Annotated in this window: 26 protein-coding genes; 19 read left to right on the top strand and 7 right to left on the bottom strand. The window is 60.1% G+C overall.

Going from position 1 to position 21,431, the window contains the following annotated elements:
• Positions 1–6 precede the first annotated feature (6 nt).
• From ED661_RS07050 to ED661_RS07025, 6 genes are all read left to right on the top strand, one after another.
• Positions 7–465: a hypothetical protein gene (locus ED661_RS07050; RefSeq protein WP_254054784.1), complete on the top strand. Its 459-nt coding sequence runs from the start codon at positions 7–9 to the stop codon at positions 463–465.
• A complete protein-coding gene (locus tag ED661_RS07045; protein ID WP_122073182.1) occupies positions 462–1,127 on the top strand; it encodes a MotA/TolQ/ExbB proton channel family protein in 666 nt (221 codons plus the stop codon). The genes ED661_RS07050 and ED661_RS07045 overlap by 4 nt, the downstream gene beginning before the upstream one ends.
• On the top strand, positions 1,117–1,500 hold the full coding sequence (locus tag ED661_RS07040) for a biopolymer transporter ExbD (RefSeq protein WP_254054783.1): 384 nt from the start codon (positions 1,117–1,119) through the stop codon (positions 1,498–1,500). Before ED661_RS07045 ends, ED661_RS07040 begins: the two co-directional genes overlap by 11 nt.
• Positions 1,500–1,886 (top strand): biopolymer transporter ExbD, encoded by a 387-nt coding sequence (locus tag ED661_RS07035; protein ID WP_122073181.1) that lies wholly within the window; start codon positions 1,500–1,502, stop codon positions 1,884–1,886. The genes ED661_RS07040 and ED661_RS07035 overlap by 1 nt, the downstream gene beginning before the upstream one ends.
• A 2-nt stretch (positions 1,887–1,888) precedes the next feature.
• Positions 1,889–2,989: an energy transducer TonB gene (locus ED661_RS07030; RefSeq protein WP_122073180.1), complete on the top strand. Its 1,101-nt coding sequence runs from the start codon at positions 1,889–1,891 to the stop codon at positions 2,987–2,989.
• 116 nt (positions 2,990–3,105) lie between these two features.
• Positions 3,106–4,218, top strand: coding sequence for a CaiB/BaiF CoA-transferase family protein (locus tag ED661_RS07025; protein WP_122073179.1), 1,113 nt, complete (start codon positions 3,106–3,108; stop codon positions 4,216–4,218).
• A 13-nt stretch (positions 4,219–4,231) separates the two neighbouring features.
• Here ED661_RS07025 and ED661_RS07020 read toward each other — a convergent pair whose 3' ends face one another.
• Positions 4,232–5,023, bottom strand: coding sequence for a helix-turn-helix transcriptional regulator (locus tag ED661_RS07020; RefSeq protein WP_122073178.1), 792 nt, complete (start codon positions 5,021–5,023; stop codon positions 4,232–4,234).
• Positions 5,024–5,154: 131 nt separating this feature from the next.
• Between ED661_RS07020 and ED661_RS07015 the strand changes: the two genes are divergently transcribed.
• Positions 5,155–7,140, top strand: a complete 1,986-nt coding sequence (locus ED661_RS07015; protein ID WP_122073177.1) for a CocE/NonD family hydrolase — start codon at positions 5,155–5,157, stop codon at positions 7,138–7,140.
• Positions 7,141–7,275: 135 nt separating this feature from the next.
• On the opposite strand, the gene nadC is transcribed toward ED661_RS07015, so the two are convergent.
• The 3 genes from nadC to nadA are packed head-to-tail and all read right to left on the bottom strand — an operon-like array spanning position 7,276 to position 10,822.
• Positions 7,276–8,127 carry a carboxylating nicotinate-nucleotide diphosphorylase gene (nadC, locus tag ED661_RS07010; RefSeq protein WP_122073176.1) on the bottom strand — a complete coding sequence of 284 codons (852 nt, stop codon included), beginning with the start codon at positions 8,125–8,127 and terminating at the stop codon, positions 7,276–7,278.
• An 11-nt stretch (positions 8,128–8,138) separates the two neighbouring features.
• Positions 8,139–9,722 (bottom strand): L-aspartate oxidase, encoded by a 1,584-nt coding sequence (locus tag ED661_RS07005; RefSeq protein WP_122073175.1) that lies wholly within the window; start codon positions 9,720–9,722, stop codon positions 8,139–8,141.
• Between the two features lie 47 nt (positions 9,723–9,769).
• Positions 9,770–10,822, bottom strand: coding sequence for a quinolinate synthase NadA (gene nadA / locus ED661_RS07000; RefSeq protein WP_122073174.1), 1,053 nt, complete (start codon positions 10,820–10,822; stop codon positions 9,770–9,772).
• Between the two features lie 439 nt (positions 10,823–11,261).
• Between nadA and ED661_RS06995 the strand changes: the two genes are divergently transcribed.
• The 5 genes from ED661_RS06995 to ED661_RS06975 all read left to right on the top strand — a co-directional run bounded on the left by ED661_RS06995 (position 11,262) and on the right by ED661_RS06975 (position 14,532).
• A complete protein-coding gene (locus tag ED661_RS06995) occupies positions 11,262–11,966 on the top strand; it encodes an ABC transporter permease (protein WP_122073173.1) in 705 nt (234 codons plus the stop codon).
• Complete coding sequence (locus tag ED661_RS06990) at positions 11,966–12,682, top strand: ATP-binding cassette domain-containing protein (protein ID WP_122073172.1); 717 nt, start codon at positions 11,966–11,968, stop codon at positions 12,680–12,682. Before ED661_RS06995 ends, ED661_RS06990 begins: the two co-directional genes overlap by 1 nt.
• Complete coding sequence (locus ED661_RS06985; RefSeq protein WP_122073171.1) at positions 12,679–13,482, top strand: substrate-binding domain-containing protein; 804 nt, start codon at positions 12,679–12,681, stop codon at positions 13,480–13,482. Before ED661_RS06990 ends, ED661_RS06985 begins: the two co-directional genes overlap by 4 nt.
• Before the next feature lie 325 nt (positions 13,483–13,807).
• Positions 13,808–14,065, top strand: coding sequence for a YjhX family toxin (locus tag ED661_RS06980; protein WP_122073170.1), 258 nt, complete (start codon positions 13,808–13,810; stop codon positions 14,063–14,065).
• A gap of 14 nt (positions 14,066–14,079) precedes the next feature.
• Complete coding sequence (locus ED661_RS06975; RefSeq protein ID WP_122073169.1) at positions 14,080–14,532, top strand: GNAT family N-acetyltransferase; 453 nt, start codon at positions 14,080–14,082, stop codon at positions 14,530–14,532.
• Between the two features lie 57 nt (positions 14,533–14,589).
• Here the strand turns inward: ED661_RS06975 and phnF are convergent, their stop codons facing one another.
• The gene (phnF, locus tag ED661_RS06970; RefSeq protein ID WP_122073168.1) at positions 14,590–15,339 is read right to left on the bottom strand and encodes a phosphonate metabolism transcriptional regulator PhnF; all 750 of its coding nucleotides are present in this window, start codon (positions 15,337–15,339) and stop codon (positions 14,590–14,592) included.
• A 107-nt stretch (positions 15,340–15,446) separates the two neighbouring features.
• Between phnF and phnG the strand changes: the two genes are divergently transcribed.
• Genes phnG through ED661_RS06955 form a run of 3 tightly spaced genes read left to right on the top strand, consistent with a single transcriptional unit; the run spans position 15,447 to position 17,588 of the window.
• Positions 15,447–15,899: a phosphonate C-P lyase system protein PhnG gene (phnG, locus tag ED661_RS06965; RefSeq protein ID WP_122073167.1), complete on the top strand. Its 453-nt coding sequence runs from the start codon at positions 15,447–15,449 to the stop codon at positions 15,897–15,899.
• Positions 15,899–16,483: a phosphonate C-P lyase system protein PhnH gene (gene phnH / locus ED661_RS06960; RefSeq protein WP_122073166.1), complete on the top strand. Its 585-nt coding sequence runs from the start codon at positions 15,899–15,901 to the stop codon at positions 16,481–16,483. The genes phnG and phnH overlap by 1 nt, the downstream gene beginning before the upstream one ends.
• A gap of 4 nt (positions 16,484–16,487) precedes the next feature.
• Positions 16,488–17,588 carry a carbon-phosphorus lyase complex subunit PhnI gene (locus ED661_RS06955; protein ID WP_122073165.1) on the top strand — a complete coding sequence of 367 codons (1,101 nt, stop codon included), beginning with the start codon at positions 16,488–16,490 and terminating at the stop codon, positions 17,586–17,588.
• Positions 17,589–17,590: 2 nt separating this feature from the next.
• Here the strand turns inward: ED661_RS06955 and ED661_RS06950 are convergent, their stop codons facing one another.
• Positions 17,591–17,770 carry a hypothetical protein gene (locus tag ED661_RS06950; RefSeq protein ID WP_122073164.1) on the bottom strand — a complete coding sequence of 60 codons (180 nt, stop codon included), beginning with the start codon at positions 17,768–17,770 and terminating at the stop codon, positions 17,591–17,593.
• 46 nt (positions 17,771–17,816) lie between these two features.
• Between ED661_RS06950 and ED661_RS06945 the strand changes: the two genes are divergently transcribed.
• The 4 genes from ED661_RS06945 to phnN are packed head-to-tail and all read left to right on the top strand — an operon-like array spanning position 17,817 to position 20,745.
• On the top strand, positions 17,817–18,683 hold the full coding sequence (locus ED661_RS06945; protein WP_122073163.1) for an alpha-D-ribose 1-methylphosphonate 5-phosphate C-P-lyase PhnJ: 867 nt from the start codon (positions 17,817–17,819) through the stop codon (positions 18,681–18,683).
• A gap of 26 nt (positions 18,684–18,709) precedes the next feature.
• Positions 18,710–19,480, top strand: a complete 771-nt coding sequence (gene phnK, locus ED661_RS06940; RefSeq protein WP_122073365.1) for a phosphonate C-P lyase system protein PhnK — start codon at positions 18,710–18,712, stop codon at positions 19,478–19,480.
• A gap of 12 nt (positions 19,481–19,492) precedes the next feature.
• Positions 19,493–20,176, top strand: coding sequence for a phosphonate C-P lyase system protein PhnL (phnL, locus tag ED661_RS06935; RefSeq protein WP_122073162.1), 684 nt, complete (start codon positions 19,493–19,495; stop codon positions 20,174–20,176).
• Complete coding sequence (gene phnN, locus ED661_RS06930) at positions 20,173–20,745, top strand: phosphonate metabolism protein/1,5-bisphosphokinase (PRPP-forming) PhnN (protein ID WP_122073161.1); 573 nt, start codon at positions 20,173–20,175, stop codon at positions 20,743–20,745. The genes phnL and phnN overlap by 4 nt, the downstream gene beginning before the upstream one ends.
• Here phnN and ED661_RS06925 read toward each other — a convergent pair.
• The gene (locus tag ED661_RS06925; protein ID WP_122073160.1) at positions 20,715–21,410 is read right to left on the bottom strand and encodes a DUF1045 domain-containing protein; all 696 of its coding nucleotides are present in this window, start codon (positions 21,408–21,410) and stop codon (positions 20,715–20,717) included. The genes phnN and ED661_RS06925 overlap by 31 nt on opposite strands.
• Between the last annotated feature and the right edge of the window lie 21 nt (positions 21,411–21,431).

Genomic DNA, 21,431 nt, shown 5'->3' with positions numbered 1-21,431 from the left:
AAACCAATGGGACATCTGGCACAAAAAAAACGCACTCTGGCAGCGCTTGCGCTGTCAGGATGGGCAGGGGCAGCAGGCGTGGCAGGGGCAGAAATCGTGGCGCAGACCACCGCCCCTACACCAGGCATCGCAATCGAGTTGAGTTCGGCTGAAGAGACTTCTGGGGCCTGTAAATTGTCCTTTGTGGTACGTAATGGCCACGACAAGGACATTTCCCAGGCGGTCTATGAGACCGTGCTTTTTGATGGTGCCGGCCAAGTGTCCCGGTTGACTCTGTTGGATTTTCAAAACCTTCCTGCCGGGCGCCTGCGTGTGCGGCAGTTTCAATTCCCGCAGGCCTGCGCTGATATCAGCCGGGTGCTGATCAACGGGGCACAGACCTGTTCCGGGGCGGGGCTGGAGGAGACGGGCTGCTCCAAGGGGCTGACCCTGACCAGCCGGACCAAGATGGAGTTGTTGGGATGACCCTGATCCAAGATGCAATCTCGCGTGTTCTGGATCTGGGTGGTCCCGTTGTTTTGCTGCTTTTGTGTGTCTCAGTGCTGACAGCGGCGCTGGTGCTCTACAAACTGTGGCAATACCAGGCGGCGCGGGTGGGGCGCCACCGGCAGCTGGCAGCAGCTGTCGCCGCCTGGGATCTTGGCGATCGGGAGCACGCGCTGAGAATGCTGGGCGAAAGCCGGTCTTATCTTGGCCCGGTCCTGCGCATGGCGCTGAGTGCGCCCCAGACCGCTGAGCTGTCGGCGCGGGTCGATGCCGAAGCGGAAACCCAGTTTGCCCAGCTTGAACGCGGGTTGGGGGCACTGGATGTGGTGGCGCAGCTGGCGCCACTTATGGGGCTGTTTGGCACCGTGATTGGTATGATCGAAGCCTTTCAGAAGCTGCAATCTGCGGGCTCTTCCGTGGATCCGTCGCTGCTGGCGGGTGGGATCTGGGTGGCGCTTTTGACCACGGCTGCGGGCCTTGCAGTTGCAATGCCGACCTCGCTGGTGCTGAGCTGGCTCACGGCGCGGATGCAGCGGGAACGCGTCTTTGCCAACCAGGCGCTGCGGGTTGCTTTTGCACCGCAGAGTTCTGCTGAAGCGGATCCGGCACAGGCCATGGGGTCTTTGGCGCATGCCGGTTAAGCTTTCACCACCCAAACGCGGGCGTATGTCGATGACCTCGCTCATCGATGTGATCTTCCTGTTGTTGCTGTTTTTCATGCTGACCTCGACCTTCTCCAAATATGGCGAGGTTGAGCTGATGGCGGCTGGCAAAGCCACGACTGCGGAAGAGCGCCAAAAACTGTTTGTCACGCTGGGGCCAGATCAGGTGACACTGAACGGGCAGCCCGTTGATCTGAGCCGGATTGCAGATCTGGTGCGCAGTCAACCGCAGGACGGGCAGGGGCATCTGGTCCTGATCAGCCCTGATGATGCGGCGTCCTCGCAGCGGCTTGTGGATTTGTTGGCGGCGCTGCGCCAGGTAGAAAACCTGCAAACGGTGGTGCTGGGCTGATGCAATTGAAAGCACTGGCACAGGCACAGAAAGAGCCGACCATCGCTCTGATCAATATCGTGTTTCTGATGCTGATCTTTTTCATGATCGCGGGCACCTTGGCGCCGCCGATCGACAAGGATCTCTCCTTGGTCAAGACTACAGATCTGGAAGGGCGTGAGCCTCCGGATACCTTGGTTGTGCACGCAGATGGTCGGCTGTCCTTGCGTGGTGAGCCTGTGCCGGATGCCGTCAGCTATGTCCTCGGTCTGCCCGCCGAGGCGCGAGAGGTGGTGAAAATAGTGCCGGATCAGGCCCTGCCCGCCAAGGAACTGGTGCGGCTTGGCAACGCTCTGCGGGCGGCTGGCGCACAGCGGGTGGTCCTGATCTCTGAAAGGGCTCTGTAGCGATGACCGCGCAAGTGAATGCCGTACTGCGGCAGGTGCCGCATTCCTATCTGGTGGCGGTTTCGGCGCTTATGTTGGCGTTAGGGCTGCACGCTGTCCCTGTCCTACAAAACCAGCCCAAGGTGGTGGAGCTGGCGGGGGGGAACACAGCACTGGCAGGCGAGGGCAATAGTTTTGTCAATCTGGCCATTGGCGTTGAAACTCCAATAGAGGCCGATGTGCCGGAGCAAACACTGGAGGCCGACCCACTACCACCGGTTCAGCCGCAAGCCGTTGCGCCGGCTGAGCAACCCCTTGCCCAACAGCCTGTCGCTGAGGTTCTGAATCCTGTTGCGCAGATCGAAGCCGTTCAGGGCGGGGTGCCCTTGGGTGTTGTTTCGCCCGAGCGGTCATCGGTTACACCCGCCAAGGACCCGACCATTGTGCCTGTTTCGCAACCTGCTGCTGACGCCGCTACGGAGGTGGCGACAGAATTGGCGGAAACCGCGAAACCAGCAGAGCCTGCTGTACTTCCTGAGCCATCACCTGCACCAGTATTGGAAACTACGGACTTGCAGGAGAGCGCAGTTCACGCAGAACCCATCGAGGTGCAACCGCCTGAGCCGCAAAGCCCCGTCGTCACCCATTCCCTGCGCCCACCAGAACGCCCGGTTGAGCCTCCGGTGCAGCCAGAGCCTGAACCCGCCGCGCAGCGGGTTGAAAAACCAGCGGTCAAACCTGCGCCCACGGCCAAACCGCGCGGCAATAGCGAGGCCAGTGCAACTCAGGGAGAGGTGAACGCGACCCGCAATGCACCTGGTGGTCAGGCGTCAAACACTGGCGGCCGTGCCAAGGTGCAGGGCAATGCAGCTGTGAGCAATTACCCCGGGCTGGTGATGCGACGCATCCAGCGCGCCAAGCGCCGGGCCAATGTCCGTGGCGTGGCTGTGGTCCGCTTCCGGGTCACTGCCGGAGGTGGCTTGTCGGGCTTAAGCATCGCGCGCAGTTCTGGCTCAGCCAAGCTGGACGGGATTGCCTTGGCGCAGGTCCGCCGCGCCGCGCCTTTTCCGCCACCGCCTTCTGGGGCGCGGACCAGCTTTACGGTTCGGATCAAGGGAAACTGAAGCGACGGCGCGCCGCAGTCCTATTTTTGATCAAATTATTGCAAGGGAAATGCGAGATGGGTTAGGTAGCGGTCAGGAATGAATGCAAGGGGCACGGCCCCGGATAGGAATTGCCCATGACCCCGCTTTCTGGCCTCAAAGTTGTTGAACTGGCGCGTATTCTGGCAGGGCCCTGGATTGGCCAGTCGCTGGCTGACTTGGGCGCTGAGGTCACCAAGGTCGAAAGCCCGAATGGTGATGACACCCGAACCTGGGGGCCTCCCTTTATCGAGCGTGAAGAGGACAAAACTGCAGCCTATTACTACGCGGCCAATCGCGGCAAGGACTGCGTGGTGGCGGATTTTCGCACCGAAGAGGGCCGCGCAAAGGTGCTGGAGTTGATCCGGGATGCCGATATCCTGATCGAGAACTTTAAAGTCGGCGGTTTGGCCAAATATGGTCTGGATTACGACAGCCTGGCCAAGGTGAACCCGCGGCTGATCTATTGCTCCGTGACCGGGTTTGGTCAGGATGGGCCCTATGCCAAACGCGCCGGTTATGACTTTTTGCTGCAAGGCATGTCAGGGCTGATGTCGATCACCGGCGAGCCCGAAGGCCAGCCGCAGAAGGTCGGCGTGGCGATCACCGATGTGGTGACGGGGCTTTATGGCACCATTGGCATCCTGGCAGCGGTTGAACAACGCCACACGACGGGGCGGGGCCAGCATATCGATATGTCCCTGCTGGACTGCGCCACCGCCGTTCTGGCCAATCAGGCGATGAACTATCTGGCGACAGGCAATAGCCCGACTCGGTTGGGCAATGAACATCCCAATATTGCCCCCTATCAGGTCATGGCGGTGCAGGATGGGCATATCATTCTGGCAGTGGGCAATGACGGCCAGTTCCAGCGGCTCTGCGATGTTTTGGGCCTTGCGGGCATCAAGGAAGACGCGCGGTTTGCGACGAACCAGCTGCGGGTTGCCAACCGTGTTGCCCTGACCACCCTGCTGGAAGCGGTAGTGGCAGGCTGGACCCAGGAAGGCCTACTGGCAGCGCTGGAGGCTGCAACAGTTCCGGCCGGGCCCATCAATACCGTGGGTCAGGCCTTTGAGGATCCACAGATCCAACATCGTGGCATGCAGATTTCCCCAGAAGGCATCCCCGGTGTGCGCGGCCCCTGGAAGTTTTCTGATGCAGAGCTGGCTTTGGACAAATCCGCTCCTAAGCTGCCCAAGCTGCCGAGTTGATCCGGCGGCAGCCCTAGGGCGTCTGGGTGTTGATGCTGATGGGGGGCTGATCCCCCAAAAGGCGGCGTACCTTTGGGTCCAGCTTTGCGCTGGCCTTGGGGTAGGCCCCCGTCAGGGCGAGGGCTTCGCGCGCACTGGTGCGCTCGGCGATGCGCACCCAGACGGTGCGGGTGGAAAAGGGCTGCTGACCGGGGCGTGCCGAGACCCCTAGCGTCAAGCCCTGCAGATAGGTGGTTTGCTGCGGGTGTTCGGGCATCAGAACCGTTTCCGACAAAAACCCCCCTGCGCGCCGGGGGGTCTCATACATGCAAAGCCGGTTTCCCTGAAAACTGGCCAACCCGTGATACCGCCCGCGCTGGCGAATGCTGCCATCGCCGGATGTCGCCCGCTCATAGGTATGGGTGACAACCAGCCCGTCCTCGGCCCGGAGCTGCACCAGACTGCGCAGGATCTGTCCCGGCCAGGTGGGGGTGCAGAAATAGGCATGGTATACCCCCAAGAACCGCCGCAGGGGCCGGGCCTGGTTTTGAAACAACCTGTTGAAGGGCAGTAGGCCAGAGCTGGAGCTTTGCGGTTGTTGCAGCTCCTGGGCCAGGCAGAATTCCGCGTGGGGTGCCGAGAGCTCTGTCTCTGTCAGGCCAAAATACTTGGCAATGCGCCGCAGGTTATGCGCAGAGGGGGCCCCGTTGCCATTCAGATATCGATTGAACTGCTGGCGATTGATGCCGATGCCGCGACAGGTCTGGGCAATCGGGCCTGCTTCGGCACAAAGCCAGCGCAGATTTTGCGAAAAGGAGGTGGGCATGTGGCACTCTGCTTGGGTCGATATGCCTACGTGCTTACATTAGCGTCACTTTGCTCACAATCACGCAATAGCTGAACTCAGCTACCTGGGCGAGTTTGATGCGAAACAGCCAGTCAGAAAGAGACCGCCCGATGCCAAATGCCTATGACCTGATCGAGACAACCTGGATCGATCTGCCCGATGGACGCCGCCTTGCCGCTCGGATGTGGTTGCCTCAGGTGGCAACACCGGTTCCGGCCATTTTGGAATATCTGCCCTATCGCCAAGCCGATGGCACTGCGCCCCGGGATGAGACCACGCATACCGTTTTTGCCAGTGAAGGCTACGCCTGCATTCGCGTCGATATCGCCGGCACTGGCGACAGCGAAGGTGTCTTTGATGATGAATACTCGGAACAGGAGCTCAGCGATGGTGAGGCGGTTCTGACCTGGATCGCGGCACAGGACTGGTGCGATGGAAATATTGGTATGATTGGTATTTCCTGGGGCGGTTTCAACGGCTTACAGCTGGCCTATCGCCGCCCAGAGACGCTCAAGGCGGTGGTCTCGGTCGCCTCAACTGCGGACCGCTATGCCGATGATATCCATTATATGGGGGGCTGCCTGCTTAGCGATAATGCCAATTGGGGCAGTCAGATGTTTGCCTATCAATCGCGTCCCGCAAATCCAAAGAACCGTGCCGACTGGCGTGCAGACTGGATCAAGCGGATCGAGGATATGCCCTTTATGGCCGCTGACTGGCTGCGCCACCCCACCCGTGACGGCCAGTGGAAACACGGCTCTGTCTGCGAGGACTGGTCGGCTATCACAGTGCCCGTTTTGGCCATAACCGGCTGGGCGGATGCCTATGTCAACACGCCCTCGGCGTTGGCCGCCAATCTCTCTGGGCCCGCCAAGGCACTGGTTGGCCCCTGGGAGCATCGCTATGCCCATATTGCCAAATTGGACCCGGCGGATTTCCATGGCGAGGTGTTGGCCTGGTTTGATCAATATCTGCGTGGAGAAGATAGCGGCGTGGAGTTCCTGCCGGACTACCGCACCTATATGCAGCAGCATTTTAACCCGACCATGCAGAACAAACCCCGTCAGGGACGTTGGGTGGCAGAGGCCGATTGGCCCTCGCCAAATATCCGCGAGAGGGTGATGTATTTGGGAGCCGAGGGGCTGTCGGACGAAGCCTGCTCCGGGCAGCGGGTTGTCAGAAATCCGGCCACGCTGGGCAAAGCGGGGGGGTACTTCTGCGCTGGCATGCGGTTTGAAAACGAATTGGCGGGGGATCAGGCGGCAGATGATGCGCTGGCGGCCTGCTTTGACACGGCAGCGCTGGACGAACCTCTGGAGATCATGGGGCGTCCGCGCCTAAAGGTGTCCTTCAGTGTTGATCGGCCCGTGGCGCAGCTGGTGGCGCGGCTTTGTGATGTCTCTACCGAGGGGGTATCGCAGCGGATCACCTTTCGTCCCTTGAATCTGACCCATCGTGACAGCCACGAGACACCAGAGATGCTGGTGCCGGGGCAGCGCTATGAGGCGGAGATTGCGCTGAATGAATGCGCCCATCACCTGCGGGCCGGGCATCAGCTGCGGCTGGCGTTGTCGACCTCCTACTGGCCCATCGTCTGGCCCGCGCCAGAGGCCGCAGAGGTGACACTGCATCTGGAGGGCTGTTGCCTCACCCTGCCAGAGCGGCGTGTTGCAGAAGAAATCGCCCCGCAGAACCCTGGCGCGCCGCGGGACTATCCCACCCTGCAGGCTCAGGTGCTGCGAGAGGCCAGCGGAACGTCAGAGACCAAGACCCATGCGGATGGCACATTGGTTCTGGATACCTTTGATGACTACGGTAAGGCGGTAGACCCCTATCACGGGCTGACTGTGGGCAGCCATGTCACCATGCATTATGCGATCCACCCTGACGACCCGGCCTCGGCCACCTTTGCCAGTGACTGGAACTTTACCTTTGAACAGGAAGGTTGGCAGGTCTCGATTGATACCGAAAACAAGATGACCTGTGATGTGGAGAATTTCTATTTGTGGCGGAAAGTGACGGCCCGTGAGGGGGCAGAGGGCGCAGAGGTTTTTGTCAAGGAATGGCAGGAGACCATTGCGCGGGGGATGTTGTAATCCCTTCACGAGCAGACTGTGGAACGCGATAGGGTTGACCCGGACCGCGGGTGGGGGCAAAGGCCCCCGCCCATGGGGGCGGTCGGGGCTGCCCGACCTTACGGTCGAGCGGTGCATTTGAATTTAGGGGTAGGCCTAAAAATCCAGACCCAGATCCAATGTCTGCGCCGAATGAGTGAGCGCGCCAGATGAGATGTAGTCGACGCCGGTGGCGGCGACCTCGGCGATGCGCTCCAGTTTCATATTGCCAGAGGCTTCGGTGACCAGCTGCCCCTGTGCCATCTCAACGGCGCGAGTCAGATCAGCGGTGCTCATATTGTCCAAAAGCACCACATCGGCACCGCCGGTTTCCAGGACCTGGTTCAGCTGATCCAGGGTGTCGACTTCGATCTCCACCTTCATCATGTGGCTGACACTGGCCTTGGCGGCACTCAGCACCTGCGCGATGCCGCCAGCGGCGGCGATATGGTTGTCTTTGATCAGGATGGCATCCGAGAGGCCAAAGCGATGGTTTGACCCGCCACCATGGATCACCGCCTGCTTTTCCACCATCCGCAACCCCGGCGTGGTCTTGCGGGTGCAGGTGATGCGGGTCTGGGTGCCCTTGGTCTCAGCAACAAACCCGGCGGTGAGGCTGGCGATGCCCGACAGACGCCCAGAGAAGTTCAGCGCGATGCGTTCCCCCGACAGGATCGAGGCGGCAGAACCTTCAATGGTCATCAGTGTGTCGCCGGGGGCGCAGGGCGATGCGTCTTCGACCAGGGTCTTTACATGAAGCGAAGGGTCCACCAGATGAAAGGCGATGCGGGCAATCTGCATGCCAGAGACCACGCCAGCATCCCGGGCATTCAGTCGCGCGGTGTAGCGCACCTCAGGCGGGATCACGGTGCGGGTGGTGATATCGCCGTTCTGACCCAGGTCTTCATGCAGGGCGGCGCGCACCAGAGGTTCCAGCAACAGATCGGGCAGGGGAGCTTGGCGGATCATGGCATGTCCTTTCAAAGGCTGTTCAGCACCCGGTCGCGCAGCGCTTGGGCGGCGGCGAGGGTGGTCTGGCTGCGCTGGGCAAGAGCGGGCTCTGCCTGCGGGTAATCGGTGCGGAAATGCCCGCCCCGGCTTTCGCGGCGTTCCAGCGCGCTGGTGGCGATCAGGGTGGCGGTGGCACACATATTGAGAAACCCCTCGTCCTGCGACTGGGCGGTCTCAAGCGCCACAAGAGTGGCAAGTGCCTGCCGCAGTCCTGCTGCGTTGCGACGCATGCCAACATGGGTGGTCATTGTCTGACGCAGCTGCTGTACCGCATCCGCGTCCATGGGTTGCCCATCTGCTGTGAACTCTGGCCTCAGCTCTGCGACTGGAGCTGAGGGCATCGCAATGCTATCTGCGATGTCCACAGCAGCGCGGCGGGCATAGACAAGGGCTTCCAACAGCCCATTCGAGGCCAGACGGTTGGCACCATGCAACCCGGTTGAGGCAGCCTCGCCACTGACCCAGAGGTGATCAAGAGAAGCCCGGCCCCGCATATCGGTTTCAATACCGCCCATATGGTAATGGGCAGCAACCGCCACCGGGATCGGATCTTTCACTGGATCAATCCCGGCGCGGGCACAGGTTTCGGCCAGGGCCGGAAAGCGGGTCAGGACTTCGGCCCCCAGGGCATCTCGGGTGTCCAGCATGGGGCGACGCCCGGCCTGGGTTTCGGCAAAGATGCCACGCGCCACCACGTCACGCGGTGCCAGCTCGGCGTCCGGGTGCTGATCCAGCATAAAGCGATGGCCGTCAGGGTTGATCAAGGTGGCACCTTCGCCGCGCAGCGCTTCGGTGGCGAGGGGGGCGGGGTCTTCGCCGCAGTCCACCGCAGTGGGGTGAAACTGGACAAATTCCGCATCCGCAATGCGGGCCCCGGCCCGGGCCGCCAGCCCGATCACCTGACCGCGAATACGCGGCGGGTTGGTGGTATGGGCAAACAGCCCACCAGACCCGCCCCCCGCCAGCAAAACACCGGGGCAGGAGATCAGCACCGGGGCCGAAGGTAGATCAGAGCGGCGGACCCAGACACCTGTCACGCCCTTATCTTTGGTTTCCAACCGCAGGGCTTCGGTGCCCTCGATGACCTGGATCGAGGCGGTGGCGCGCACCTCTTCGATCAGGGTTTGCATGATTTGCTGGCCTGCCTGATCGCCTCTGACCCGCACAACGCGGGCGGCGGAATGGGCGGCTTCGCGGCTCATCACATAGTTGCCTTGGGCATCGCGATCAAAAGGCGCGCCCAGCTCGGTCAGATCCAGGATATGGTCGCGGGCCATGCGGGTGACCATATCGGCCACCTCGGCGTCGACGGTGCCATCGCCTGCATTGAAGGTATCGCTGGCATGGGCTTCGGCACTGTCACTTTTGGCCATGGCCGCCGCCACGCCGCCCTGAGCCCAGGCCGAGCTGGCGCCAAGCCCAAGGGGCTCGGGAGAGATCATCAAGACCGGACGTGGTGCCAGCTCCAGCGCAGCATAAAGCGCCGCAAGACCGGCGCCGACAATGACGATGCGATCCGTCAGAAGCGGCTTGGTCTCAACCGGGGTTGTCATGCACTTGGCTCCGAAGATTGTGTTGTCACTGGATGACCCGGCACCTATCAGATGCCCAGCTCTTGCGACAGGTCGATCATCTTTTGCACGGCTTGACGCGCGCCTTCTGCCACCTTGGGGTCAACCTCGATGGGCTCTGACATGGTGTGCAGCGACCAAAGGATTTTCTCCAGCGAGATCATCTTCATGAAAGGGCACATGTTGCAGGGGCCGGAAAAATCGACCTCTGGCAGGCTGTCAGCGATGTTTGATGCCATCGAACATTCGGTGATCAGTAGCGCTTTTTCCGGTTTTTCGTCGGTGACATATTTGATGATGCCGCTGGTCGAGCCGGAGAAATCGGCCTCTGCTACCACATCCGGGGGGCATTCAGGATGCGCAATCAACCGGGCGTCGGGGTTCCATTCGCGGAATTCCTGCAGATCCTTGGCGGTGTATTGCTCGTGCACGATGCAGGCACCGTCCCACCAGACGATGGTTTTCTGCGGTACATCCTTCGCCACGTTCTGCGCCAGATATTTGTCTGGTGTCATGATCACCGTGTCGCTCTCCATCGCGGCGACAATCTGCGCGGCATTGGAGGAGGTGCAGCAGATGTCAGAGGCAGCTTTGACCTCAGCGGTGGTGTTCACATAGGTGACAACCGGAGCGCCAGGATATTTGCGGCGCATTTCTTCGACACCCTCGGCGGTGATCGATTCCGCCAGTGAACAGCCCGCTTCCATGTCTGGCATCAGCACGATTTTGTCAGGGCTCAGAATCTTGGAGGTCTCAGCCATGAAATGCACGCCGCATTGCACGATGACATCGGCCTCGACCCGAGTGGCCTCGATCGCCAGTTGCAGGCTGTCGCCGACCACATCCGCAACCCCGTGGTAGATTTCGGGGGTCATGTAGTTATGCGCCAGGATCACCGCGTTGCGCTTTTTTTTCAGAGCGTTGATCGCGGCCACATAGGGGGCATGGATGGCCCAATCCATTGGCGAAACCACGCGTTTCATACGCGCATATTCTTCGGACATCTCCTGTGCCAAAGTGGGGTTTGGCGCCAGATCGTAGTGAGCGGCGAGCTGATCGCGCATGGTTTGCAGATCAAACATGGCTAATCCTCAAAGTGGTGTTCAGGATGAAACTTTGGGTGAGGCTTGTTTCACGTTCAAAATCGGCACGCAAGGGAGGCAAGGAGATTAGCGGGGCTTATGCGGTAATATGGCGCTAGGAAAGTCTAGTTTTGGGGGCTATTGGCGCATTGCGGCGGCAAAAGGAAACTACAAATGCGTCTGGCGTGTCGCAATTCTCGGTTTTCCCGTCTGAATCGGCTACTGCGAATGGCAAAGATCCGCTAGGAGAAAGCGGTGAATTTGGCCCGGAAGGAAGGGCCGCGGATGATTGGGATAGACAAATTGTCCAATTTTCAGCCCCGGGCAAATTAGCCCTGTTTTTGAAGGTATAGCTGTGATTTTGAACCAGAAGACAATCAGATGGTGACAAGGCAGGAGGCGGCTATCCTCCCAGCCAAAGAGGAGAAAACCAGGCGCGATGGCTGATCTGTTGGACGGTATGTTACAGGCCTTCTGGCTGTTGGTGACCCTGGATTCTGACTTGCTGGAAATTACCCTGCGCTCTCTGCGGGTCACTTTGACCGCCTTGGCGATTGCCTCGGCGATTGCTCTGCCCATGGCGGCTTTGCTTGTGGTGCGGCGGTTTCGGATGCGGCGCATTACCATTGCCGTTCTGAATGCACTGATGGGGCTGCCGCCCGTCGTCGTGGGCTTGATCGTCTATGTGTTTTTGTCCCGTGCAGGGCCACTGGGGGTCATGGGGCTGTTGTTTACCCCAACGGCGATGATCATTGCGCAGGTCATCATCATTGTGCCGCTCATTGCCTCGATTGCGCATCAGTCGCTGCGAGAGCTGTGGAGCGATTACCACGATCTGCTGATCTCGATGAATGCCAGTCAGTCGCAACGCGTCAAGGCGCTGCTCTGGGATGGGCGGCGGGCTTTGCTGACGGCGGCGCTGGCAGGGTTTGGCCGGGCCATTGGTGAGGTTGGTGCCATCATGGTGGTGGGCGGTAATATTGATCATGCGACGCGGGTCTTGACCACGGCAATCGCACTGGAGACCGGCAAGGGGGACTTTGCCATGGCTTTGGGCCTTGGCTTTGTGCTGATCGCCATGGCAATCACTGTCAACCTGGCGATCCACTGGTTGGGCCACACGGAAACAGAGGGGCGCTGGTGATGCAAAAGCCATTGTTTCCCTTGGTTGCCAAACAGGCCCTGGTGCGCCGTCGTGGCAAGGTTCTGGTGGGACCGATTGATCTGACGCTTGAGGGCAAGGGAACTACTATCGTCATCGGTCCGAATGGCGCCGGGAAAACCACTCTGTTGAAGATGCTGCACGGGATCGAGCGGATGAATGGCGGCTCTCTGGACTGGGCGTGCCCCAAGGAAGAGGCGCAGCGACGCCAGGCCTTTGTGTTTCAAACACCAATCATGATGCGCCGCACGGTGGTGGATAATATTGCCTATCCACTGCAGCTGACAGGTGTTGGGCGCAAAGAGGCGCGGCAGCGGGCGGCGCTTTGGGCTGAGCAGATCAATCTGGGCGATGCGCTGGATCGCCAGGCCATGCTGCTCTCTGGAGGGGAGCGGCAAAAACTGGCGCTGGCCCGTGCCCTGATCCGCGAGCCGGACCTGTTGTTTCTGGATGAACCCTGTGCCTCGCTGGATGGGCGGGCCACCCGTGAGATTGAAGAGATCCTGCAACGGGCGGCGGCCTCGGGCACAAGGCTGATTATGTCGACCCACAACATGGGGCAGGCCCAACGTCTGGCCGACGAGGTTCTATTTGTTTTGCAAGGACGTATTCACGAGTTTTCATTGGCCGGGGAGTTTTTTGATGGGCCAAAAACCACACAGGCACATGCTTTTCTCAGAGGAGACATTGTAGAATGAAGAACGTATTTTTTGGCGCTGTTGCCAGCCTTTTGATGACCACTGCGGCTCTGGCCGATGAAATGAAACTGGCGGTGACCACCTCTTTCCATAATTCAGGACTGGCGGAAATTTTGCTGCCCGAAATCAAGGCCGATCTGGATCTGGAGGTGCAGCTCTTGGTGGTTGGCACCGGCCAGGCCATTCGCCTTGGCGAAGCGGGCGATGTGGATGCTATTTTGGTGCATTCGCAAAAGGCCGAAGAAAAGTTTCTGGCCGGCGGCAACGGCACCCATCGCCGGGAAATCATGTATAATGATTTTGTCTTTATCGGCCCAAAAGCGGATGCCGCAGGGGTAAAGGGGGCTGAGGATGCGGCGCAGGCGCTGCAAAGGATTGCGCAGGCTCAGGCGCCCTTTGTCAGCCGCGGTGACGACAGCGGCACCCACAAAAAAGAGCTGAGCCTTTGGGTTAGCGCGGATCTGGATCCTGCCGGGTTTGACGGCTGGTACCGGGCCGTTGGCGCAGGCATGGGGGCTGCACTGAACACGGCCTCTGGGATGGAGGCCTATATCATGGCGGATCGTGCCAGCTGGCTGAACTTTGGCAATAAGGGCGCATTGGAACTGCTGTTCGCAGGAGACCCGGTGCTGTTCAACCAGTATGCCTATCTGCCAGTGAACCCGGAAAAGCACGCCCATGCCAAAAACGATCTGGCGATGAAGCTGGAGGCCTGGCTGACCTCGGACCGGGCCAAGGAACTGATCAACGCCTATAAGATCAATGGGGAAACCCTGTTTGTCTTTAACGCTGATCGGTAAATCAGGTCAAAGCCAAGCTCGAACCGTGTTAGTTTTGGGGTCTCCACTATTTGGTGGGGGCCCTTTGCATTTCTCGCGTTGCCTATCTGACACGCCTGCGCGGGATGGGCGTGGTGGCTCTTGTTTGGGCAAAGGTTCCAACCTATCTGGGTCTCAGCCTGAGACGTTGCAGCTCGGGTGATGGAGATTTTATGTTAGAGCCCCGGGCCTGCGCCGGTTTCTGATCACCAGTAGCTGATCGGGAACACCAGAAAACCACAGGAACACTCAAGGCGTGATGCTGGGTGTGCCTTTTTCTGTGCTCTCATGAAATCGAGACAAGACGTTGAATTTATCTAAACAAGAACAGCGCGTTCTGCATGAACTGGCGCTGGGCGGCGAGATCCGCCATCTGCGTGGCTCCAATGGAAAAATCCAAGAAGTCACCTGCTTTACCCGTGAAGGCCATGTGCTGACCAGCTGCACATTGGAGGTCTTTATCCGCCTGAAGAAGCGCCGCTTTGTCCGTTCCAGAAATGGTCAGCCCTACCGCGTTTCGCGGCTTGGGGTGACCTCGGTGCGTGCGCAGCTCAACCAAAGATGACAGGGGAAAGACCAATGAACACAAACACTAAGCCGGCCGTGATCCGGGCCTATCGCCCTGCAGATCTGGAACCAGTGATGGCGGTCTGGAAAGCCGCCAACGCACTAGCGCATCCCTTTTTGACAAAGAGGTTTGTCGCCGAGGTTGAGCGCTCAATCCGGGAGGATTTCCTGCCAATTTCAGAGACCTATGTGCTTGAGGATGCAGAGCAAGTGATTGGTTTTATCGCGCTGATGGACAATCAGATCGGAGGATTGTTCCTTGATCCCGCTTGCCATGGGCGCGGCTATGGCCGTGCCTTGGTGGATCATGCCGTTGGCCTCAAAGGTCCGCTCAAGGTCGAAGTTTTTCGCGACAACCAGATCGGGCGCCCATTCTATGAGCGTTACGGATTTGAATTTGTCGAGGATGAGCTTCACGCGCCCTCGGGGCAGGTGAACCGCAAGATGGCAATGCCAGGCGCCTAACCTCTGACCAAATCAAGAGGGCGTCCCTCAGATGCGGGGCGGCCTCAATAGAATTGCTTAGCTCTCCTGGCCATCAATTGTCAGCGTCACCCGGTCGCCGGCAAACCAGGTACGGCCAAACTCGATCGGGCGGCCAGTGGGATCAACATTGACCCCGGTGGTGCGCAGAATCGGTGACCCTTCGGTTATTCTCAGATGCAGGGCCTGGGTTGTGGTGGCCAGTTTGGCGGTGATGCGGGTTTCCTGTCGGGTGTAATCGGCAATGCCACAGGCCTTGAGTGCCGCCGTCACCGATTGCATCTCTTCTAGCGAGGTGAGTATTTCGGGTAGAACAAGGGCAGGAAAGACACTTTGAAACAGTGCGATGGGTTGATCATCTGCCAGGGATAGCCCGTCGTAGACATGTACCATTTCTCCAGCCTCCAACTGCAAGGCAGCAGCTTCGGTTTTGTCGGCAGCGCGGGTTTCAAGGGCCAGGATGCGCTTGGCCGGAGTTTGCCCCCCACGGCTGATATTCTGATGGAACCGCACCCTTTTGCCGATGGGATAATCCGTTGGTGTCGCTGCGACAAAGACGCCTGAACCACGCCGGGCATGCACCAGCCCCTGTTCGGCCATTGCGGCCAGGGCGCGCCGGACCGTGTGCCGATTCACCCCAAAGCGCGCCGCCAATTGCGCCTCGGAGGGCAGTTTGTCGCCGCTGCTATAACGCCCCTGTGCAATGTCATCTGTGAGCGTAATTGTGATGGATTTCCAAACAGCTGTGCGGCTTGCAGGGGCAGGGGGCTTGGTGCTGCTCTGGGACATGTCACTAAACTTTCACAAGGTTTCGATTGCGCTTTGGGGCGGGGCTTCGCTATGATTTGTCTAGTTGTATAGAACATGTAGACAAGCTGGCCAAGAGGCTCTGACAGATGAACACAGAAATATCCGCCCCTGCGCGCAAGACCTGGATGAGCCTTTTGGCTCAGGCCGACGAGGGGGAGCTCAGCCAGTTGTGGCTGGCATTTGACCGCAGTCCCGAATTTGATTGGCTGCGCCCGCCAGAGGCTGGCGGTGTCATGGTGCGGGGCCGTATGGGCGGCAGTGGCGCGCCCTTTAACCTGGGCGAGATGACTGTGACGCGCTGCGCGTTGACGCTGGCGGATGGCACCGTGGGTCATGCCTATGTGCAGGGGCGCTCCAAGCCCAAGGCCGAGATCGCGGCCAAGGTGGACGCCTTGATGCAGACCGAAGCAGCACAGGAACTGCGCCGGGTGGTTCTGGAGCCGCTGAGGCAGGCGCAGCAATCCCGCAAAGAGGCGCGCGCCGCCAAGGCCGCAGCCACCAAGGTTGAATTCTTCACAATGGTTCGGGGAGAGGATTGATGTCCCTAGATATGGAAACCAACAGCTACGGCGGCGGATTTGCAACGCCACCTGTGGATGCGGCAAATGCCTTTCGCGCAGCGATGAACGCCATGGCGCGCCCGGGCAGCCTGCAGGACATTTCCGGGGCAGAGCCGCCCGTAGGGATTTCTGCCGCTGCCGGTTGTCTGCTGTTGACGCTCTGTGACCCGGAAACCGGCGTCTATCTGGCACCGGATGTGGACAGCCCCGCGCTGCGCACCTGGCTGGCCTTTCACACTGGCGCGCCCTTTGTGGCAGCAGACAGGGCAGATTTTGCCCTGGGCAGCTGGCAGGCGCTGATGCCGCTTGAACAATACCGTATTGGCACCTCGGAGTATCCGGATCGCTCGACCACTTTGATTGTTGAACTGGAGGGGTTTGCCGCAGCCAATGCCAGCCTTTCCGGTCCCGGCATCAAGGACAGCACAGATTTTGCGCTGCCCGATAGTGCCGCCTGTCAGGGCAATGCCAAGCATTTCCCGCTGGGGGTGGACTTCTTCTTTACCTCTGGGGGCCAACTGGCGGCCCTGCCACGTTCAACCACCATTCTGGCAAAGGACTGATCGCATGTATGTCGCAGTAAAGGGTGGCGAACGCGCCATCGACAATGCCCATGCCTGGCTCGCCGAGGAACGTCGCGGTGACACAGGCGTGGCGGAACTCAGCCTGGCGCAGATCCGCGAGCAGATGAGCCTCGCCGTCAATCGTGTCATGGCCGAGGGCTCGCTTTATGATCCTGACCTGGCAGCTCTGGCGATCAAACAGTCGCGCGGCGACCTGATCGAGGCGATCTTTCTTATTCGCGCCTATCGCACCACGCTGCCGCGTTTTGGCTATAGCGAGACGGTGGATACCGGTGACATGGCCTGTGATCGCCGGATTTCAGCCACCTTCAAGGATGCCCCGGGCGGGCAGGTGCTTGGGCCGACCTTTGACTACACTCACCGTCTACTGGACTTCAAACTGGCGGCAGATGGCGAAGTGCCAGAGGCTCCGGTTGCGGACCCCCGCATGGAGGTCACCCCCCATATCACCGAGTTCCTGCAGGGTGAGGATATCATTGAGCGCGAGCCGAGCTCTCAGGCCGTGCCCGGCGATCTGACTCGCGAGCCGATGAGCTTTCCGGCGGGGCGCGCGGTGCGGCTGCAATCACTGGCGCGGGGCGATGAGGGCTTTATCCTCGGCATGGCCTATTCCACCCAGCGTGGCTATGCGCGCAACCACGCTTTTGTTGGCGAGCTACGCATCGGCAAGGTGCCGGTGGAGATGGAAATCCCCGAGCTGGGATTTGCCGTGGAGATTGGCGAGGTAGAGCTGACCGAATGTGAGACGGTGAACCAGTTCAAAGGCTCCAAAACCGTACCGCCACAGTTCACCCGTGGCTACGGCTTGGTCTTTGGCCAGTCGGAGCGCAAAAGCATCGCCATGGCATTGGTCGACCGCGCCCTGCGTTGGGAGGAGCTGGGAGAGGATAATCTCGGTGCTGCCGCGCAGGACGAGGAATTTGTCCTTAGCCATTCCGACAATATCCAGGCGACGGGCTTTTTGGAGCATATCAAGCTGCCGCATTATGTCGATTTCCAGTCCGAGCTGGAGCTGGTGCGTAAACTGCGCCGCGAAGCGCAAGAGCTGGCCGATAGTATGGCCGCACGGGAGGCTGCGCAATGAGCTTAGTCTCCCCCACCGTCACTATCGACGGAAGCATCATCAATGCCCTGGGTAAAGGTCGACCTGCTGCGCAGTTTCTTGTGCCGTCTGGGGCGATAGAACAGCCCGGCCAGGATCACCGCAACCACCAAGATCACGATGAGAATGCCCAAAACGGTGCCCAGCAATTCGTCGGAATTCATCTCTCAAATCTCCTTTGCAAAACCGCAGCGAGGGAAAGGACAAACCATGTCTGACTACAACTTTGCCTATTTGGACGAACAAACCAAGCGAATGATCCGCCGCGCCATTCTGAAAGGTCTGGCCGTGCCGGGCTATCAGGTGCCCTTTGCCAGCCGTGAAATGCCGATGCCATATGGCTGGGGCACCGGCGGTGTGCAGGTCTCGGCAGCGACACTGACGCCAGAGGACACGCTCAAGGTGATTGACCAGGGTGCGGACGACACCACTAATGCGGTGTCCATTCGCAAGTTCTTTGAACGCACCGCAGGCGTTGCCACCACCGAGGAAACCACCAAGGCCAGCGTCATCCAGACCCGCCACCGGATCCCCGAGGCGGAGCTCACCGAGGATCAGATCCTGGTCTACCAGGTGCCAATTCCGGAACCGCTGCGCTTTCTCGAGCCGCGCGAGACGGAAACCCGCAAGATGCACAGCCTCGAGGAATATGGCCTGATGCATGTGAAGCTTTATGAAGACATCAGCCAGCACGGTGATATCGCCACCTCCTATGCCTATCCGGTCAAGGTGGAGGATCGCTATGTGATGGATCCTTCGCCAATCCCGAAATTCGACAACCCCAAGCTCGAGATGGCGGCAATCCAGCTGTTTGGTGCGGGCCGCGAACAGCGCATCTATGCGGTGCCGCCCTACACTAAGGTCGTCAGCCTCGATTTTGAAGACTACCCATTTGAGGCCACCAAGGCCGATCACCCCTGTGATCTCTGTGGCTCTGAGCACAGCTATCTGGATGAAGTGATCCTGGATGATGCGGGCAACCGGATGTTTGTCTGCTCTGACACCGATTATTGCCGCACGCGTCGGGCCGAAGGCCATGTCGGCCGTCTGGGCGAAAGCGAAGGGGAGGCCGCGTGATGGGGGCTCAGATGAAGGAACAGGATATGACACCGCTGTTGCAGGTGAACGGACTGACAAAAATGTACGGTCCTCGCATTGGCTGTAAGGATGTGAATTTTGATCTCTATCCCGGCGAGGTCATGGGCATCGTTGGCGAAAGTGGCTCAGGTAAATCGACGCTGCTCAATGCCATGGCCGGACACCATGCACCAGATCGCGGCGAGGTAGTCTTTGACACCCGCACTGACGGCCCGGTGGACACATTGACGATGTCCGAACCAGAGCGGCGGATGCTGGGGCGCACCGACTGGGCCTTTGTGCATCAGCATGCCCGCGACGGGCTGCGCATGTCGGTTTCCGCGGGGGGAAACATCGGTGAGCGGTTGATGGCCGTCGGTGGGCGCCATTACGGTGAGATCCGCGAACAGGCGGCCGATTGGCTGGGCCGGGTGGAGATTTCTGACACCCGCATTGACGATCGCCCCTCTGCCTTTTCCGGCGGCATGCAGCAGCGTCTGCAGATCGCCCGTAATCTGGTTACCGGCCCGCGTCTGGTCTTTATGGATGAACCCACCGGTGGCTTGGATGTCTCGGTGCAGGCGCGTCTGCTGGATTTGCTGCGCAGTCTGGTGCGTGAAATGGGCCTCAGCGCCATTATTGTCACCCATGATCTGGCGGTTGTGCGTCTGCTTGCCGATCGGCTCATGGTGATGAAGGACGGGTATGTGGTCGAAAGTGGTCTCACCGATCAGGTGCTGGACGATCCGCAACATGCCTATACCCAGCTCCTGGTTTCCTCGGTGTTGCAGGTTTGAAGGACAAAGAAGATGATTGAACTTGAAAACGTGAGCAAGAGCTTCACCCTGCACAACCAAGGCAGTGCGGTGATCCCGGTGATGGAGCAGGTCAACCTGCGGGTCAATGCCGGGGAATGTGTTGGTCTGGTGGGGGCTTCGGGCGCCGGTAAATCCACCCTGATGCGGCTGATCTATGGCAACTACCTGGCCGCCTCTGGTCGGGTCATGGTCGGTGATCTGGATGTGGCTCAGGCGGAGCCGCGCCAGATCATTGCGCTGCGCCGCGAGACCCTGGGCTATGTCAGCCAGTTTCTGCGGGTGGTACCACGAGTAGCGGCACTGGACGTGGTGGCTGAGCCTCTGCTGGCGGTTGGCACGGATCAGGTCAAGGCGCGGGACAAAGCCGCCAGCCTGCTGGCTGAGCTGAATATCCCGGAGCGGCTCTGGTCGCTGAGCCCGACGACCTTTTCTGGCGGTGAGCAGCAGCGGGTGAATATCGCGCGTGGTTTTGCCTATGACTATCCAGCGCTTTTGCTGGATGAGCCCACCGCCAGTCTGGATGCCAAGAACCGTGCCACAGTCTTGCGCTTGGTTGAAGGCGCCAAGGCGCGCGGCACGGCCATCATCGGGATCTTCCATGATGAGGCGGCCCGTGACCAGGTCTGTGACAGCTTTGTCGATGTCTCTGCCTTTTCTCCTCGGGTGGCCGCATGACTGGCCAAAACTCAAAGGGGCCGGTGATTGCCGTTGTTGGCCCCTCGGGCGTTGGCAAGGACAGTCTGATGGAGGCGCTGGTAGCGGCGGTTCCCGACCTGCATTTGATGCGCCGGGTGATCACGCGCGCCCCCGAAGCAGGCGGCGAGGATTACCGCGCTGTCTCGGAAGAAGTTTTTTTAGATTTGGTTGCCGCGGAAAAATTTGCCCTGCATTGGGCGGCGCATGGTCTACGCTATGGCATCCCGCATCAGATCGAAGACCTGCGAAAAAACGGGCAGGGGGTATTGGTCAACCTGTCGCGTGCAGTGCTATTGCAGGCGCAGGAGACCTTTGGTGATCTGATCGTCTTGTCTGTCACCACCCGGCCAGAGGTTCTGGCCGAGCGGTTGACAAAGCGCGGGCGCGAGGATCACGCCGAGATCCAACGTCGCCTTGCCCGCGCGCGCCAACCATTGCCTGCGGGGCTACGGCGGCTGCACGAGATCGACAACAGTGCAGATCTGCAACGGGCCGTCGCAGCGGCCCGCGCTGTGATCTATCCCGCAGCCACACCTGAGAGGGCATAGCGGTGGATCAGATGAAATCTACCCTCGGTATCTTCGCCCACCATGGCAAGATCACGGATCTCCAGGGGGCGAGGCAGCAGAGGCAGCAGATGCGCCTCAAGGGTAGCCTCAACATCGGGCAATTCGGCCTTGGGCAACCTGCCGGTGAGGGTGACGTGGAAGCGGAACTGATCCAGCACATAGGGGTAGCCCCAGGCCGAGAGATTTGCCTCCTGAGCAGGGGAGAGGCCGGCGGCGCGGCGTTTCTCCAGTTCTGCCTCGGAGGCTGGCGCTCGAAAGGCATCCAGATCACGCACGCAGGCCGAAGCGAGTGCGCCAAGGGAAGTTTCATCGCCGCTGACGCGCAGGGCCAGAAACCGCCCCAAACGGGCCAGATGCAGCCCCTCCAGCACTACCGGAGCCTGGGTGGCCGCCAGGTCGGCACAGCCCGCCTGCAGATCCGCCAGAGAATACCCCTGCGCCAGTCGCATTGGCGGCTTCAGCGTCGCATGCAGCCCGTATTTGCGCGGCACCCGGGTGATCGCGGCCATGTCCAGACCTGGGATTTCCGGCTGGGGGACGATGCACCCGCGCGCCATGTCCCACCCCAGCCACCGGGTCGCAAACTGGCTCCACTCGGCACCTGCCGGGGGAGCGTAATAAATCGCGTATCGCGTGAATGTCACATTGGCCTCCTATACGTGGCC

The organism is Pseudophaeobacter sp. EL27, from assembly GCF_900313025.1.
GTDB lineage: Bacteria > Pseudomonadota > Alphaproteobacteria > Rhodobacterales > Rhodobacteraceae > Pseudophaeobacter.
The sequence above is the reverse complement of the archived record's forward strand: the minus strand, read 5'-3'. Positions and strand labels throughout refer to the sequence as shown.